Consider the following 15,754-nt stretch of genomic DNA (forward strand, 5'->3'; position numbering starts at 1 on the left):
CCTCGACAGCTCGGGGCCTCCATGACAACGCGGGGGGCCGGGGGGAGATTCCCGCAGGCCCGCCGCGGTGTGACGTGTACCGTTCAGCCATTCGATGCCCGTGGGGGGCATGGGGTCAGAGGGGGTACATGAGCATGAAGTTCTCGATGAGAGCGGCGGTCGTCGCCGGTCTCACCGCGCTGGGTCTGCTGGCCGCAGGAACACCGGCGGCCCAGGCGGCGTCCGGCTTCGACCGGTGCCCGGCCGGCCGGTTCTGTCTGTTCGACCACGCCGACGGCACCGGCGCGATGGCGACGTACAGCGGCACCATGGCGACGCTGGGGGCGTACGACAACTGGGCGGCGGGCATGCGCAACCGCACCGGCCTGCACGCCTGCGTCTACAGCCAGCCGAACCACGCCTACACGGACAGCGTGCGCCACGTCATCCTGGAGACGGGCACGTCCAGCGACGGCATCGACCTCACGCCGTACCAGGACGCAAACAGCCGGCTCGCCGACAACGTCAGCTCCTTCCGGCTGGCCCGCACGTCCCACGAGTGCATGAGCGGCGTGCCGTACATGGTCTGGGACTCGCCGTCCTGGGGACGGCAGGAGGCCCAGCCCCTGGGCGACTTCAACCGCGACGGCGTGACGGACCTGCTCTTCCGCACGGTCACCGGCGCCCTCTACTTCCAGCGCGGCGACGGCACCGCGACCCGGATCGGCGTCGGCTGGAACTCGATGAACGTGCTCCAGCGGCACGGCGACCGGGACGGCGACGGGGCCGAGGACCTCGTCACCCGGGACGGCAACGGCGTGCTGTGGATGTACCCCGGCAACGGCACGGGCGGGCTCAAGCCGCGCGTGCAGATCGGCGTCGGCTGGTCGACCCTGCGCAACGTCACCGCCGTGGGCGACTTCAACGGCGACGGCCGCCGGGGCGACGTCGTCACCAACGACTCCAGCGGCCGCCTCTGGCTGTTCCCCGGCCGCGCCAACGGCACCCTCGAACCCCGCAAGCAGATCGGCACCTCCGGCTGGCAGGGCATGACCGCCCTCGTCGGGGCCGGCGACGTGAACAGCGACGGCAGGAACGACCTCGTCGCCCGCGACGGTTCCGGGAACCTGTGGCTGTACCCGGGCAAGGGCAACGGAGGCGTCGGCGCCCGCAAGCAGATCGGCAGCGGCTGGAAGCGGTTCGAGCGCATCCTCGGGCTGGGCGACGTCAACGGGGACGGCAGGTACGGCGACCTGTACGGCAAGGACGCCCCCTTGCTGACCCTGTACCGGAACAACGGCTGGGGCTCCCTGGCCGAGGACGGCGTCGACTACGACTGGGACCCCCGCGAGACCGCCTTCTGAGCCCACGCGGACGAAGAAGGGGGCGCGGTTCCTCCGAGAACCGCGCCCCCTTCCCGTACCGGTCTCAGCCTCAGTGCGGCAGCGTCGCCGGGCTGCCGCCGTTGGCCTCGTAGCCGGCGACCGCCAGGTTGCGGTGGAGGACGTACTCGGCCGCCGGGTCCTCGACCGTCGTCCACGGCAGCGCCCCCACGTGGCCGTCGACGTGGACCAGCTGGTGCATCGCCTCCGCCCAGCGCTCCGAGCGGATCAGGAACATGATCAGCAGGTGGCGGACGTGCGCCAGCATCGGGTCGTCCGCGCGGGCCGAGTGGACCGCGTACAGCGCGCCCTCGACGGCCTTCGTCACGACCTCGCTCCGGTAGAAGCTCTGCACCAGGTTCACCTCGGGCAGGTGCTCGTACACCGCGAACAGCGGCAGGGCCGCCAGCAGCGAGCCGTGCGGGGCGCGGGCCGCGGCCGTCGTCGCGAAGTGGTCCGCCTCGTCCCGCGAGCCGTGCCACTTCTCGCACCAGTACTGCAGCGCCGCCAGATGCGCGCCCATGTGCTGCGGCGCCCGGTCGATCACCTGCGCCCAGATCCGGTCGAACTGCTCCGGCGGGTAGCCGAGCCCGCGGGCCACCGCCAGCTCCACGATGTACGGCACCGGGTCGCCCGGCGCGAGCAGCGCCGCCTCGCCGCAGGCCTTGCGGGCCTCCTCCAGGATGATCCGGAACTCGTCCGTCCCGGGCGTCGACGTCCGCCACGCCTGCTGCACCAGGAACTCCGCGTGCACCGCCGCGCCGCCCGCGTCCTTCGGCTGCTCCGCCCGCCAGGACCGCAGCCACGCGCCGCCGGCGCCCGGCCGCTCCCGCAGCTCCAGCGACGCCGCCCCGGCGAACGCCTGCACCCGCTGCCAGCGCAGCTCGTCGGCCTTGTCCGTACCGGCCAGCAGCTGCGAGGCGGCCCGCCAGTCCTGCGTCCGCTGCACGACGTTCAGGACGTCCACCAGGTCGTGGTCGGGGCCGGGCATGCGTACGTCCTGCTGCTCCTGCCGCAGGAATCCGTACGCCTCCGGGTCGGCCGCGTCGGGCGAACCGGGCAGCGCGAGCCGGATACCGCCGCGGCGCCGCCGAAGGACCGGACCGAGGACCGCGAACAGCATCGCCAGCGCGAGCAGGACCCACAGAATCTCCATGCGTCCATTGTCCAGGACACCCGGCGGGCGTACGGGCGGCGGTGCCCCCTTCACCGGACTACGCTCCTGACCATGAGCGACCAGCACAGCCACCAGAGCTTCGAGACCCGCGCCATCCACGCGGGCAACACCGCCGACCCGCTGACCGGCGCGGTCGTCCCGCCCATCTACCAGGTGTCCACGTACAAGCAGGACGGCGTGGGCGGGCTGCGCGGCGGCTACGAGTACAGCCGCAGCGCCAACCCCACGCGCACCGCCCTGGAGGAGAACCTCGCCGCCCTCGAGGGCGGCCGCCGCGGTCTCGCCTTCGCCTCCGGTCTCGCCGCCGAGGACTGCCTGCTGCGCGCGCTGCTCGTGCCCGGCGACCACGTGGTCATCCCGAACGACGCGTACGGCGGCACCTTCCGGCTCTTCGCCAAGGTCGTCCAGCGCTGGGGCGTCGACTTCTCCGTCGCCGACACCTCCGACATCGAGGCGGTGCGCGCCGCGGTCAACGAGCGGACCAAGCTGATCTGGGTCGAGACGCCCTCGAACCCGCTGCTCGGCATCACCGACATCGCCGCCGTCGCGGGCGTGGCCCGCCAGGCCGGCGTGAAGCTGGTCGTCGACAACACCTTCGCCTCGCCGTACCTCCAGCAGCCGCTGTCGCTGGGCGCGGACATCGTCGTGCACTCGCTGACCAAGTACATGGGCGGGCACTCCGACGTCGTCGGCGGCGCGCTGGTCACCGCCGACGAGGCGCTCGGCGAGGAACTGGCGTACCACCAGAACGCGATGGGCGCGGTGGCCGGTCCGTTCGACTCGTGGATCGTGCTGCGCGGCATCAAGACGCTGGCCGTCCGCATGGACCGGCACAGCGAGAACGCCGCGCGGGTCGTCGAGATGCTGGCCCAGCACCCGAAGGTCACCAAGGTCCTCTACCCGGGCCTGCCGGACCACCCGGGCCACGAGGTCGCGGTGAAGCAGATGAAGGACTTCGGCGGCATGGTGTCGTTCCGCGTCGAGGGCGGCGAGCAGGCGGCCGTCGACGTCTGCAACCGCGCGAAGCTGTTCACGCTGGGCGAGTCGCTCGGCGGCGTCGAGTCGCTGATCGAGCACCCGGGACGGATGACGCACGCCAGCGTCGCCGGCTCCGCCCTGGAGGTCCCGGCGGACCTGGTGCGCCTGTCCGTCGGCATCGAGAACATCGAGGACCTGCTGGCCGACCTGCGCCAGGCGCTGGCCTGACCCGTACGGCACACAGGCCGGGCGCCCCACGCGGGCGCCCGGCCCCCGTACGCCCGGCGCCGTTCGTCCTCACCGCGCCCGCCCTACCACCCCTCCACCGGCGGTGTCGTCGGCATCGGGCCCTCCCACGGGCGGGTCGTGGCCGCCCAGACGGCGAAGGCGAGCAGCGCGGCGGCGAGCAGCGCCCAGCCGAGGCGGCGCAGCAGGCGCTCGCGCCGCAGCAGCCGGGAGCCGCGGGCCACGGCCCGGGCGGTGAGGTCGGCGGGCGGGGCCGCAGGCCCGGAGCCGCCGAGCAGCCGCCGGATCTCCTCGTCGCGCCGGTCGCCGGCCCGGCTCACGAGGCCGCCCGCCCCGGCGCCGGCCGCCGCAGCGCCGCCACCGCGCGGGCGCAGACCGCCCGGACGCGGTCCGTCGGAAGGCCCAGGATCGCGGCGGTCTGCTCCTCGGCCACGTTCTCGTACAGCCGGAGCACCACGATCAGCCGTTCCTGCGGGGTGAGCGCGGACAGCACGCCCCCCTGCCCGCGGTGGTGCCGCCAGGCGGCGCGGGCGAAGCGGGTGGCGAGTTCGGTACGGGCCCGGTCGTACGGGTCCTCGCCGCGCAGCCGGTCCCAGTGGGCGTAGGTGTGGGCGAGGGCGTCGGTCAGCAGGGCGCGGGCCCGGGGGTTGCCGGCCGGGGGCTCGGCGGTGAGCAGCGTGGCGGCATGCAGCAGCCGGCCGCCGGCTCCTGCGACGAAGGCCTCGAACTCGCGTCGGTGGCGGTGGGGTTGATCACCGCGTCGGTCTGCCACGTCCTCATATGAGGACAGGCGTGCGGTTCAGGTCAATACTCGCGCGCGGGCGGGGATCAGGACTCCCGGCCCGGCTCCGGAGCCTTGGCGTCGGTCTGGGCGGGCAGGCCCGACTGGCGCGCGGACAGGGCCGAGTTGAAGCGGGTGAGCAGGGTGCAGAACGAGGCGCGCTCGTCCGGCGTCCAGCCCTCCGTGACCTGGGCCATCAGCTCGCGCCGCGAGGAGCGGACCTCCTCCAGGCGGGCCTGGCCGCGCGGCGACAGCTGCAGGACGACGGCGCGGCCGTCCTCGGGGTGCGAGGTGCGCTTGACGAGGCCGGTGTCGACGAGCGGGGCGACCTGGCGGGTGACGGTGGAGGAGTCGATCCCCATGCCGGCCGCGAGCGCCTTGACGCCCATAGGGCCTTCCTGGTCGAGCCGGTTGAGCAGCAGGTAGGCGGCGCGGTCCATGGAGTTGCGGAGCTGGCCGGTGCCGCCGAGCCGGGTCTGCTCGGCGCGCCGCGCGAAGACGGCCACCTGGTGCTGGAGGGCATCGAGGAGACCGGGGTCGAGCTCCGTCGTCATGTCCTGAGACGTGGGCATGGCTGTGGTGGCTCTCTCGTGCGTGGTCGGGTTGGTGGGGGACAGAGTACGCGTGCGGACGGGGGTCCGTACCAGGGCTGGGCAAACCCGCTCGGACGCGTGGTCGCGGGGCGGCCGGAGGGCCGGTGAGCTGGGAGACTTGCGGTCATGAGCTACCGTGCGCCTGACCCCTTGCACCCCCTGATCCTCGACGACGTGCGGGGCGCGCAGAAGATGCTCGCGGGCGTCGCCCGGACGACCGCGATGGAGGGCAGCCGGTACCTGTCGTCGCTGGTCGGGGCCCCGGTGCACCTCAAGTGCGAGAACCTCCAGCGGACCGGTTCGTTCAAGCTGCGCGGCGCGTACGTGCGGATCGCCGGGCTGCGGCCGGAGCAGCGGGCGGCCGGGGTGGTCGCGGCCTCGGCCGGCAACCACGCGCAGGGTGTGGCGCTCGCCTCCTCGCTGCTCGGGGTGCACGCGACGGTCTTCATGCCGGTCGGCGCCCCGCTGCCGAAGGTGGCGGCGACCCGGGACTACGGGGCGGAGGTACGGCTCCAGGGGCATGTCGTCGACGAGACGCTGGCGGCGGCGGAGGAGTACGCGGAGCGGACGGGGGCGGTGTTCATCCACCCCTTCGACCACCCCGACATCATCGCCGGGCAGGGCACGGTGGGCCTGGAGATCCTGGAGCAGTGCCCGGAGGTCCGCACGATCCTGGTGGGCGTGGGCGGCGGCGGGCTCGCCGCGGGGATCGGGCTGGCGGTGAAGTCGGTGCGGCCGGACGTGAAGGTGATCGGCGTGCAGGCGGAGGGCGCGGCCGCGTACCCGCCGTCGCTGGCGCTCGGGCATCCGGTGTCGGTCGACGCGCCGGCGACGATGGCCGACGGCATCAAGGTGGGCCGGCCGGGCGACGTGCCGTTCCGGATCATCCAGGAGTACGTGGACGAGGTCCGCACGGTCTCCGAGGACGAGCTGTCCTCGGCGCTGCTGCTCTGTCTGGAGCGGGCCAAGCTGGTGGTGGAGCCGGCCGGGGTGAGCCCCGTCGCGGCGCTGCTGAGCGAGCCCCGCGCGTTCCAGGGCCCGGTGGTGGCGGTGCTGTCCGGCGGCAACGTGGACCCGCTGGTGCTCCAGCGGATCCTGCGGCACGGCATGGCGGCGGGCGGCCGGTACCTGAGCCTGCGGCTGCGGGTCACTGACCGGCCGGGGGTGCTGGCGAACCTGCTGGGCGTGCTGTCGGAGGTGGACGCGAACGTCCTCGACGTCGGCCACGTCCGCACCGACCCGCGCCTGGGCCTCACGGAGGTCGAGGTGGAACTGCACCTGGAGACGAAGGGCCCGGAGCACTGCGCGGAGGTCGAGTCGGCCCTCCGCGAGGCGGGCTACGTGGTGATGGCGGGCTGATCCGCCCCGAGCGCCCCCGGGGCCGGCGGAGTCGTGCGTTCGCTGGGCGAGGTGCGTCCGGTCTCCCTAGACTTGGGCGGAAACGCCCGAATCCCTGGGAGTACCCACATGCCAGGCGCGATATACGCCGAGGGTCTGGTGAAGACCTTCGGTGACGTACGAGCTCTGGACGGCGTCGACCTCGATGTGCCCGAGGGCACGGTCCTGGGCCTGCTCGGCCCGAACGGCGCGGGCAAGACCACCACGGTGCGCGTGCTCACGACGCTCCTCCAGCCCGACAGCGGCCGCGCCGTGGTCGCCGGGATCGACGTGCTCCGGCACCCCAACGAAGTACGCCGCTCCATCGGCCTGTCCGGCCAGTTCGCCGCCGTCGACGAGTACCTGACCGGCCGCGAGAACCTCCAGATGGTCGGCCGGCTCTATCAGATGCGGGCCAAGGAGGCGAAGGTCCGCGCGGACGAGCTCCTGGAGCGCTTCCACCTCGCCGACGCCGCCGACCGGCCCGCCAAGACGTACTCCGGCGGCATGCGCCGCCGGCTCGACCTCGCGGCCGCGCTGGTCGTCTCCCCGCCGGTGATGTTCATGGACGAGCCGACCACCGGCCTCGACCCACGGAACCGGCAGGCGCTGTGGGGCATCATCCAGGAGCTGGTCGCGGGCGGCACGACGCTGCTCCTGACGACCCAGTACCTGGAGGAGGCCGACCACCTGGCGCACGACATCTGCGTCGTCGACCACGGCCGGGTCATCGCCCGCGGCACCTCCGACGAGCTGAAGGCCCGGACCGGCGGCGAGCGCGTCGAGGTCGTCGTCCACCGGCCCGAGCAGATCGAACCGGCCCGCGAGATCCTCGCCCGGTACGGGCCGGCCGGCGCCGGAGACGGCGTCGGCACCGGCGACGGGGCGGTGTCCGTGGAACGGCACGTGCGCAAACTGACCGTCCCGGTCGCGGGAGGCGCGAAGCTGCTCGCCGAGGTCATCCGCGACCTCGACACCGTCGGCGTGGAGATCGACGACATCGGCCTGCGCCGCCCGACGCTCGACGACGTGTTCATCTCCCTGACGGGGCACGCCGCCGAGCGCGCGGAGGACGAGGACGAGGGGGACGACGGGGGCGGCGGGGACGACGGCGACGCCCGCCGTGTGAAGGAGGCCGTCCGATGACCGCTCTCGGCGACACCGTCCCGCAGCGGACGGCCCCGCAAGCGCGCGGCGGCCTCGGCCAGTCGGTCTCCGACTCGCTGGTCGTCGCCAAGCGCAACCTGATCCGGATGACCCGCATCCCCGAGATGATCATCTTCGGGCTCATCCAGCCGATCATGTTCGTGGTCCTGTTCAGCTACGTCTTCGGCGGCTCCATGCAGATCGGCGCCTCCACCTCGCCGCAGGTGTACCGCGAGTTCCTGATGGCCGGCATCTTCGCGCAGACCGTCACCTTCGCGACGGCCGGCGCCGGCGCGGGCATCGCGGACGACATGCACAAGGGCCTGATCGACCGCTTCCGCTCCCTGCCGATGACCCGCGGCGCGGTCCTCACCGGGCGCACGCTCGCCGACCTGGTGCAGACCACGCTCACGCTCGTCGTCCTCGCGATCGTCGCCCTGCTCGTCGGCTGGCGGATCCACGAGGGCATCCCGAAGGCGCTGGCCGCCTTCGCCCTCCTCCTGCTGCTCGGCTACGCCTTCTCCTGGATCGGCGCGCTGATCGGCCTCTCGGTCCGTACGCCGGAGGCCGCCACGTCCGGCGGCCTGATCTGGCTGTTCCCGGTCACGTTCATCTCGAACGCGTTCGTCGACTCCAGCAAGCTGCCGTCCTGGCTGCAGCCGATCGCCGAGTGGAACCCCTTCAGCGCCACGGTCCAGGCCTGCCGCGAACTCTTCGGCAACCCGGGCGTCTCCCCGTCCGACGCCTGGCCGATGCAGCACCCGGTCTGGGCCTCGCTGCTCTGGTCCCTCCTGATCATCGTCGTCTTCCGCACCCTGTCGGTCCGCAAGTACCGCTCGGCCACGGCGTGAGGCGCGAGGACGGTCAGGGCAGGTAGCCCGAGAGCACCAGGCCGCCGGAGAAGGGCAGGAACACCGCCCCTCCGGCGGCCAGCGCCTCCGTGGAGGACAGCTCCGACTCGTCGACGCCTTCCGGGAGGTCGGCCACGAACGTCTCGAACTCCTCCTCGCGCTTCCCGGTCGGCCCGGACACCGGGATGGTGTGCACGTGCTGCCGCCCGCCGACGACCAGCCGGTCGCCGACGAACCAGACCCGCGTCAGCGGACCCGTGCCGACCGTGTACTGCCAGTGCACGTCCGCACGCCACCGCTCCCGACCGCTCTCCAGGTCGTAGGTGACGACCGTCCGGCCCCTCTCGCCGGCGAGCACGGCCACGAGCCCGTCCTCGCTCACCGCCGGGCCGCCCGCGAGCGTCAGCCCCCTGCCCAGGGTCCGCTGCTGCCGCAGTGTCCGGGCGTCGAGCACGGGGACGCCCTGGTCCTGCGAGGGCGAGCACAGCACGTGCTGCCCGCGGACGACGAGCCTGCCGCAGTTGAGGTCCTCGGCGGCCCGTGCGGTCTCCTCGCCCGTGCCCGCGTCGAGCGCGACGGGCGTGACGCCGACCGGTACGTACACACGGCCGCCGGCCGCGACCGGCTGCTCCGGAAGGCCGTCGAGTTCGTGCCGCCACAGTTCCCTGCCGCCGTCGCCCGTCAGCTTCAGGGCGGTGACCAGGCCCTTGCCTTCGTCGCTCAGGTGGATGTACGTCGAGTACAGGATCCCGTCGAGCAGGTCCGAGCCCTTCACCGCCCAGTCGCCCCCGGGCGCGCCGACCCGGCCCTTCCGTCTCCCGTCCTCGAGGCCGTACGCCGTCACCCCGTCCGGGCCCGATACGTACGCCGTATCCCCGACGACGGCCGGGTAACCGGCGGTCGCGTACAAGCCCTCCCCGCCCGGGGTCTCCTGGGCCGGTACCGCCCACAGCTTCCGGCCGTCGGCCGCGCTCAGCCCCACCGCCGACCCGCCGCTTCCCGCGCACAGCAGCACCTTCGGGGCCAGGGCGCAGGACTCCGTGCCCGCCACGACCTGCGTCTTCCAGGGCGACCAGCCCGCCGGCCGGGAGGCCCGGTCCGTGGCCGCCTTGCCGAAGTCGCCGCCGTGGCCCTCGCCGCCGTACGGCAGCACCACCTGGCTGAGCGCCGCTGGGGTCTTCGGCCCGCCGCTCGGCGAGGCCGTGGGCCCGGCCGCGCCGCCCGTCGAACCCCCCTGCTCGCCTCGGCTGTTGAACAGCACCACGCCTCCGGCCACCAGGACCGTGACCGCCACGGCGCTCGCAGCAATCGCCGCCCATCGGCGACGGTGTTCGGGCGGCGACGACGCCGCCGGTGGCCGGTAGCCCGCGTCCGTGGGGGAGTACGGCACCTGCGGGCCGATCGTCGGGAGGTCCGCCACGCCCGCGCCGGACGCCGCCGCCGCGCCGATCCGCCGCGCCGCGTCCCCGTACTCGGCGAGGAGGGAGAGTACCCCCGACGGCCACGGGAACGTCGTCGGCGCCTCGCCGCCCAGCAGGGCCGCCAGTTCCGCCGCCGTCGGCCGCTCGGCAGGATCCAGCTCCAGACAGCGCTCGATCGCCGGCCGCAACTCGACGGGCACACCGTCAAGTTCCGCCTGCGCCCGGCTGATCCGGAAGATCACCGAGGCCATCTCCTCGTCGTGGAACGGCCCGCGCCCGCTCGCCGCGAAGGCGAGCACCGCGCCCAGGCAGAACACGTCCGACGCGGGCACCACGGCCCGGCTCCCGACCAGGTGCTCCGGCGACATGAAGCCGGGCGAGCCGACGACCAGACCGGTCGACGTCAGCGCCGTCGCCTCGAAGGCCTGCGCGATGCCGAAGTCGATCAGCTTCGGCCCGGCGGCCCCGAGCAGCACGTTCGCGGGCTTGAGGTCCCGGTGCAGCACCTTCGCCGTGTGCACCGACTCCAGCGCGCGGGCCAGCGCCGCGCCCAGCGCCCGTACGGCCTCCACCGGCAGCGGCCCGGTGCGGGTGACCGCCTCGGCGAGCGAGGGCCCGGGCACGTACTCGGTCGCCAGCCACGGCACCGCCGCGTCCGCGTCGGCGTCGACGAGCCGCGCCGCGTACGGGCCGCTCACCGCGCGGGCGGCGGTGATCTCGCGCCGGAACCGGGTGCGGAAGTCGCCGTCGACCTCCAGGTCCGCGCGGACGGTCTTCACCGCGACCATCAGCTGCGGATCGGCGGTCGGCGCGTCCGCCCGGCACGCGAGGTGCACCTCGCCCATGCCGCCCGCGCCGAGCGCGGCGAGCAGCCGGTACGGGCCGACCAGACGCGGGGGCTGCCCGGCGGGCAGGGCCTTGAGCATGCGAAGGGGCCTTTCAGCAGGTCACTTGGGCAGTTCGACGGAAGCCACGACCCCTTGGTCGTACACGATGTGGGCGATCCCGCCGATCGGCAGCACGTCGGGAGACCGGATCATGTCGTGGTAGTCCATCCCGTCCATCGGGTCGGGCGCCTTCTCCGCCCGCGGCCCCGGCGCTCCCGGAACCGCGGTGACCTCCAGCCCGGCGGGCTTCCCGTTCGCGCCGAGCCGCACGGTGTACAGCGCGGAGTAGTCGGCGTACACCACCTGGTCGCCGGCGAGCAGCGGCGCCGACAGGGCATGCGCCAGTCCCTGGGGCGCGGCCTTCGTGGCGTACGAGCCGAGCAGCGCGCCGTCCTTCAGCCCGTGGATCTTCAGCCCCTCGTCGTCGAGGCTGACGGCCGCGTCCGGGCCCACGGCCTCCGGTCGCAGTTCCTCGAGCGGCGCGGGCAGGCTGCCCTTCGACGCGAGCGTTCCGGCGTCGAGGATGTGCAGCCGCTCTTTCTCCTCACCGTTGTGCGGGGTGCTCGCGCAGTACGCGACGGCACCCATGACCTTGAGCTTCTCGCAGTCCTCCGCCTCCTTGTCGACCTGACCGAGCCCCGCGCCGGTCTTGGCGTCGTACGCGACCAGACCGCCGTCCCCGAGGGCGTACACGACGCCCTGCGCGCCGGCCACGGGCTCGAAGTCCCGGATCTCGAAGCGGGCGATGGAAGCGTTGGTCAGGGCCTTCGACCACAGCTCCTTGCCGTCCTTCAGCGAGAAGGCGGTCATGCCGACCTGTTCGGGGTCGTACTTCTGCGTCAGCGGTGTTGCCGCGAAGACGGTGCCGTCGGCCACCAGGGGCCTGCTGCCCTCGCCCTGCTGCGCCGCCGCCCGCTTCTCCCAGCGCACCGCGCCGGTGCGGGCGTCGCGCACCTGGAGCCGTTCGCCGGCGGCGAGGACGGCCGCGTCGCCGTGGACGGCGGGGCGGGCGGTGGCGCCCGCGACGAAGACGCCGCCCGTGGGGCCGACGTAGCTGCGGTTGTCGCGCGGGTCCTTGACCAGGTCCGCGTCCCACAGCTTCCGGCCCGTGGCCGTGTCCAGGGCCTCGTACCGCCCGTCCGTCGTGCGGCAGACGAGGACCGTCTCGCCGGCCGAGCAGCCGAACGCGGGCGCGGTCAGTTTCGCCTTCCAGGGCTTCCAGCCCGCCGGCCGCTGCGCCGCGTTCTGCGGCACCACGCCCGAGGCGTCCGCGAGGCCCCGGTCGTCGACGCCCGGGATCCGCGGCGCGGACGGGCCCGGCGGCCGCTTCGCGTCCGCCGGCGGCTCCGCCCCCTCCGGCCACCACACGTACGCCCCCACGCCGCCGGCCGCCAGCGCCAGCGCCACGGCCGCCGCGAGCAGCGATCGGCGGGGCTTCCGTGGCCGCGACGGGACCGTGGGGGCGTTCGGCGGGAGGGTGGGGAGCTGGTCCCGGGCGAGCGGGGCCGCGGGGACCTCGCGGAGGGCCGCGCCCGAGGCGATCAGCTGGGCCAGCTCGCGGCCGTACTCGCCGATGTGGTCCAGGACCGGCTGCGGCCAGCTCGCCCGTTCCCCGCCGCCGAGGAGTTCCGCCAGACGCGCGGGCGCGGGGCGGGCGGAGGGGTCGGCCGCCAGGCAGGAGGCGATGACCTCGCGCAGTTCGTCCGGCACCCGGCTCAGGTCGGCCTCGGCCTGCGAGACGCGGTACAGCACGGCCGCCAGCGGGCCGTCGCCGAAGGGGTCCTCGCCGGTCGCCGCGTAGCAGAGGACGGAGCCCAGGCAGAAGACGTCCGAGGCGCCGGTCACGTGCCGGGCGCCGGCGACGTGCTCGGGGGACATGAAGGACGGCGTGCCGACCATCATCCCGGTGGCCGTCATGGTCGTCGCGCCGCTGCTGCGGGCGATGCCGAAGTCGATGACCCGGGGGCCGTCGGCGGCCAGCATGACGTTGCCGGGCTTGAGGTCGCGGTGCAGCACCCCGGCGGCGTGCAGGTCGGCGAGGGCGCGGGCGAGGGCGGTGCCGAGCGCGCGCACGGTCGGCACCGGCAGCGGGCCCCCGCGGCGCACGGCCTGCGCGAGGCTCGGCCCGGGGACGTACGCGGTCGCCAGCCAGGGGACCTCCGCGTCCGCGTCGCCGCCCAGCGGGGCGGCCGCGTACGGGCTGGACACCAGGCTCGCGACCCTGATCTCGCGCCGGAACCGGTCCCGGAAGGCCGGCTCGGCGAGGACGTCCCGGCGGACCGTCTTCACGGCGACGTACGTGCCGTCGTGCGTGCCTGCCGCACCGGGCGTGCGGCCCAGATAGACCTCGCCCATGCCGCCGGCGCCGAGCCGCGCCAGGAGTTCGTACGGCCCGATCCGCTCGGGCGCGCCTTCGCTCAGCGGTAACAGCACGTGTGTCGCTCCCCCTCAGGACGTGACGGCCGCCCGCATCATCCCACGTGCTTCTGCATGCACATGCAGAAGGCCGGACCGCCGCCGCGGTCCGGCCCCGTACGCCTCGGTCGGGCCGTCAGCCCGTGTACGGCTTGGCGCTGAGGATCTTGACCATCGCCATCTTGCCGTTCGGGAGCTCGTACTCGGCTTCCTCGCCGGCCTTCTTGCCGTTGACGCCCACGCCGAGCGGGGACTGCGGCGAGTAGGTGTCGATGTCGCTGCTCGCGTACTCGCGCGAGGCCAGCAGGAAGGTCATGGTGTCGTCCTCGTCGCCGTCGAAGGCGACGGTGACGACCATGCCGGGCTCGACCACGCCGTCGTCCGCCGGCGCCTCGCCGACCTTGGCGTTCTCCAGGAGCTGGGTGAGCTGGCGGACGCGGAGTTCCTGCTTGCCCTGCTCTTCCTTGGCCGCGTGGTACCCGCCGTTCTCACGCAGGTCGCCCTCCTCGCGCGCCGCGGCGATCTTGGCGGCGATCTCGGTACGCGCGGGACCAGACAGGTACTCAAGCTCTTCCTTGAGCTTGTCGTACGCCTCCTGGGTGAGCCAGGTGACGTTGTCGCTGGTCTGGGTCACAGGTGCTCCTCGTAGGTACTGGGAATACAAAGCATCGCCCTACCCAGAAGGATGTGCCTTCCTGGATGGGCGAAACCACGAGCCTAACAATTAGCTGCGAAAAAGGAAGGGACAAAAGTCATCAGAATAGCGTCCGCGCAGGTCAGCCATGTTGACGTCGCGGACCGGCGGCGTTTCTACCGCTCGGTGCAGCCGACCAGCTCGGCGGTGGTCGCCCGGGCGGTGGTGCGCACGGAGACGACCTCGTCGATCCGGGTCCGCGGGCCGTCGAAACGGACGTCCTTGCGGCCGACCTCGGCGCCGTCCTCCGAGCGGGAGCGCACGGTGCAGGTCCCGGCGGCCCCGGCCTCCTTGCGGACCTCCAGGTGCAGCTGCACCTCGCGGTCGCCGACCACGTCGAACTTGATCACCTCGGCGCTGAGCTTCGTCCCGACGACGTGGTGCCAGCCGAACCAGCCCAGCAGGCCGGTGAAGAGGACCCCGAGCACGAGCCCCGCGACCTTGAGCTTGCGGTCGGCGCGCTCGTCGGCGGAGCGGCCGTAACGGCCCTCGGGCAGCGACTCGCGTACCGCGCTCATGATCGATCCCTTCGGGGCGTGCCGGACGGCGGAATTTTTCGGGCCCCCTATTCCGTCACTATATGAGGTGCCCACCCGTCACCCGACCGCCGCCCCGCAACGACGACCCTGCGGGTCGGCAGCGACCCATTCAAGTTCCCAGTGACCGAGGATCGAGTCTTGACTGAGCAGCTGCGTCTGATGGCCGTGCACGCCCACCCCGACGACGAGTCGAGCAAGGGCGCGGCGACGATGGCCAAGTATGTGTCCGAGGGGGTGGACGTGCTGGTGGTCACCTGCACGGGCGGCGAGCGCGGCTCCATCCTCAACCCCAAGCTCCAGGGCGACTCCTACATCGAGGAGCACATCCACGAGGTCCGCAAGAAGGAGATGGACGAGGCCCGGGAGATCCTGGGCGTGAAGCAGGAGTGGCTGGGCTTCGTCGACTCCGGTCTGCCGGAGGGCGACCCGCTGCCCCCGCTGCCCGAGGGCTGTTTCGCCCTGGAGGACGTCGACCACGCGGCCGGCGAGCTGGTGCGCAAGATCCGCGCCTTCCGTCCGCAGGTGATCACCACGTACGACGAGAACGGCGGCTACCCGCACCCCGACCACATCATGACGCACAAGATCACGATGGTGGCGTTCGAGGGCGCGACGGACGCGGAGAAGTACCCCGAGGCCGAGTACGGTCCGGTCTGGCAGCCGCTGAAGGTCTACTACAACCAGGGCTTCAACAAGCCGCGCACGCTGGCGCTGCACCACGCGCTGCTCGACCGGGGCATGGAGTCCCCGTACGGGGAGTGGCTGGAGCGCTGGAAGGAGTTCGAGCGCAAGGAGCGGACGCTGACCACGTACGTGCCGTGCGCCGAGTTCTTCGAGATCCGTGACAAGGCGCTGATCGCGCACGCCACGCAGATCGACCCGGACGGCGGCTGGTTCCGCGTGCCGATGGAGATCCAGAAGGAGGTCTGGCCGACGGAGGAGTACGAGCTTGCCAAGTCTCTGGTGGACACCTCCCTCCCCGAGAGCGACCTCTTCGCGGGCATCCGCGACAATGGCTGACATGAGCGCACACCTCGCACTGACCCAGCTCGTCCCGCTCGCCAAGGAGCTCGACGAGAACAAGGTGACGCCCGGCGTCCTCGGGTTCGTCGTCTTCGCCGTGATGGCGGGCGCGGTCTGGCTCCTGATGAAGTCCATGAACCGCCACATGGGCCGCGTCTCCTTCGAGGAGACCCCGGCCCCGGCCGCCGCCACGCCGGGCTTGCAGGAGCAGAAGCAGGCCCCGCAGGAGTAGCCGGCCACCACGCGACGGGCCCGGGACGTCCCG

The 15,754-nt window shown here is 73.1% G+C and carries 15 protein-coding genes; 7 read left to right on the top strand and 8 right to left on the bottom strand.

Annotated elements, in window-relative coordinates:
- The first annotated feature begins 128 nt into the window (after positions 1–128).
- On the top strand, positions 129–1,343 hold the full coding sequence (locus ACNJ93_RS20040; RefSeq protein ID WP_418958774.1) for an FG-GAP-like repeat-containing protein: 1,215 nt from the start codon (positions 129–131) through the stop codon (positions 1,341–1,343).
- 70 nt (positions 1,344–1,413) lie between these two features.
- Here the strand turns inward: ACNJ93_RS20040 and ACNJ93_RS20045 are convergent, their stop codons facing one another.
- A complete protein-coding gene (locus ACNJ93_RS20045) occupies positions 1,414–2,517 on the bottom strand; it encodes a hypothetical protein (protein ID WP_418958775.1) in 1,104 nt (367 codons plus the stop codon).
- A 72-nt stretch (positions 2,518–2,589) separates the two neighbouring features.
- Here ACNJ93_RS20045 and ACNJ93_RS20050 point away from each other — a divergent pair, with 72 nt between their 5' ends.
- Complete coding sequence (locus ACNJ93_RS20050; protein ID WP_418958776.1) at positions 2,590–3,744, top strand: cystathionine gamma-synthase; 1,155 nt, start codon at positions 2,590–2,592, stop codon at positions 3,742–3,744.
- Positions 3,745–3,827: 83 nt separating this feature from the next.
- Here the strand turns inward: ACNJ93_RS20050 and ACNJ93_RS20055 are convergent, their stop codons facing one another.
- Genes ACNJ93_RS20055 through ACNJ93_RS20065 form a run of 3 tightly spaced genes read right to left on the bottom strand, consistent with a single transcriptional unit; the run spans position 3,828 to position 5,115 of the window.
- Positions 3,828–4,082 (bottom strand): hypothetical protein, encoded by a 255-nt coding sequence (locus ACNJ93_RS20055; protein WP_418958777.1) that lies wholly within the window; start codon positions 4,080–4,082, stop codon positions 3,828–3,830.
- Positions 4,079–4,534 (bottom strand): sigma factor-like helix-turn-helix DNA-binding protein, encoded by a 456-nt coding sequence (locus tag ACNJ93_RS20060; RefSeq protein ID WP_418958778.1) that lies wholly within the window; start codon positions 4,532–4,534, stop codon positions 4,079–4,081. Before ACNJ93_RS20060 ends, ACNJ93_RS20055 begins: the two co-directional genes overlap by 4 nt.
- Before the next feature lie 56 nt (positions 4,535–4,590).
- On the bottom strand, positions 4,591–5,115 hold the full coding sequence (locus ACNJ93_RS20065) for a MarR family winged helix-turn-helix transcriptional regulator (protein WP_418958779.1): 525 nt from the start codon (positions 5,113–5,115) through the stop codon (positions 4,591–4,593).
- A 147-nt stretch (positions 5,116–5,262) separates the two neighbouring features.
- On the opposite strand from ACNJ93_RS20065, the gene ilvA reads away from it, so the two are divergent.
- The 3 genes from ilvA to ACNJ93_RS20080 all read left to right on the top strand — a co-directional run bounded on the left by ilvA (position 5,263) and on the right by ACNJ93_RS20080 (position 8,510).
- Positions 5,263–6,495 carry a threonine ammonia-lyase gene (ilvA, locus tag ACNJ93_RS20070; RefSeq protein ID WP_418958780.1) on the top strand — a complete coding sequence of 411 codons (1,233 nt, stop codon included), beginning with the start codon at positions 5,263–5,265 and terminating at the stop codon, positions 6,493–6,495.
- 108 nt (positions 6,496–6,603) lie between these two features.
- On the top strand, positions 6,604–7,659 hold the full coding sequence (locus ACNJ93_RS20075) for an ATP-binding cassette domain-containing protein (protein ID WP_418958781.1): 1,056 nt from the start codon (positions 6,604–6,606) through the stop codon (positions 7,657–7,659).
- On the top strand, positions 7,656–8,510 hold the full coding sequence (locus ACNJ93_RS20080) for an ABC transporter permease (RefSeq protein WP_418958782.1): 855 nt from the start codon (positions 7,656–7,658) through the stop codon (positions 8,508–8,510). The genes ACNJ93_RS20075 and ACNJ93_RS20080 overlap by 4 nt, the downstream gene beginning before the upstream one ends.
- Positions 8,511–8,523: 13 nt before the next feature.
- Here ACNJ93_RS20080 and ACNJ93_RS20085 read toward each other — a convergent pair whose 3' ends face one another.
- The 4 genes from ACNJ93_RS20085 to ACNJ93_RS20100 all read right to left on the bottom strand — a co-directional run bounded on the left by ACNJ93_RS20085 (position 8,524) and on the right by ACNJ93_RS20100 (position 14,445).
- The gene (locus tag ACNJ93_RS20085; RefSeq protein WP_418958783.1) at positions 8,524–10,857 is read right to left on the bottom strand and encodes a protein kinase domain-containing protein; all 2,334 of its coding nucleotides are present in this window, start codon (positions 10,855–10,857) and stop codon (positions 8,524–8,526) included.
- 21 nt (positions 10,858–10,878) lie between these two features.
- Positions 10,879–13,251 (bottom strand): protein kinase domain-containing protein, encoded by a 2,373-nt coding sequence (locus ACNJ93_RS20090; RefSeq protein WP_418958784.1) that lies wholly within the window; start codon positions 13,249–13,251, stop codon positions 10,879–10,881.
- Between the two features lie 118 nt (positions 13,252–13,369).
- On the bottom strand, positions 13,370–13,867 hold the full coding sequence (gene greA, locus ACNJ93_RS20095) for a transcription elongation factor GreA (RefSeq protein ID WP_418958785.1): 498 nt from the start codon (positions 13,865–13,867) through the stop codon (positions 13,370–13,372).
- 176 nt (positions 13,868–14,043) lie between these two features.
- Positions 14,044–14,445, bottom strand: coding sequence for a DUF4307 domain-containing protein (locus tag ACNJ93_RS20100; RefSeq protein ID WP_418958786.1), 402 nt, complete (start codon positions 14,443–14,445; stop codon positions 14,044–14,046).
- A gap of 159 nt (positions 14,446–14,604) precedes the next feature.
- On the opposite strand from ACNJ93_RS20100, the gene mca reads away from it, so the two are divergent.
- Positions 14,605–15,486, top strand: coding sequence for a mycothiol conjugate amidase Mca (gene mca, locus ACNJ93_RS20105; RefSeq protein ID WP_418958787.1), 882 nt, complete (start codon positions 14,605–14,607; stop codon positions 15,484–15,486).
- Complete coding sequence (locus tag ACNJ93_RS20110; protein ID WP_418958788.1) at positions 15,479–15,721, top strand: hypothetical protein; 243 nt, start codon at positions 15,479–15,481, stop codon at positions 15,719–15,721. The genes mca and ACNJ93_RS20110 overlap by 8 nt, the downstream gene beginning before the upstream one ends.
- Positions 15,722–15,754 lie beyond the last annotated feature (33 nt).

This window comes from Streptomyces tritici (assembly GCF_048500665.1).
Lineage (GTDB): Bacteria > Actinomycetota > Actinomycetes > Streptomycetales > Streptomycetaceae > Streptomyces > Streptomyces tritici.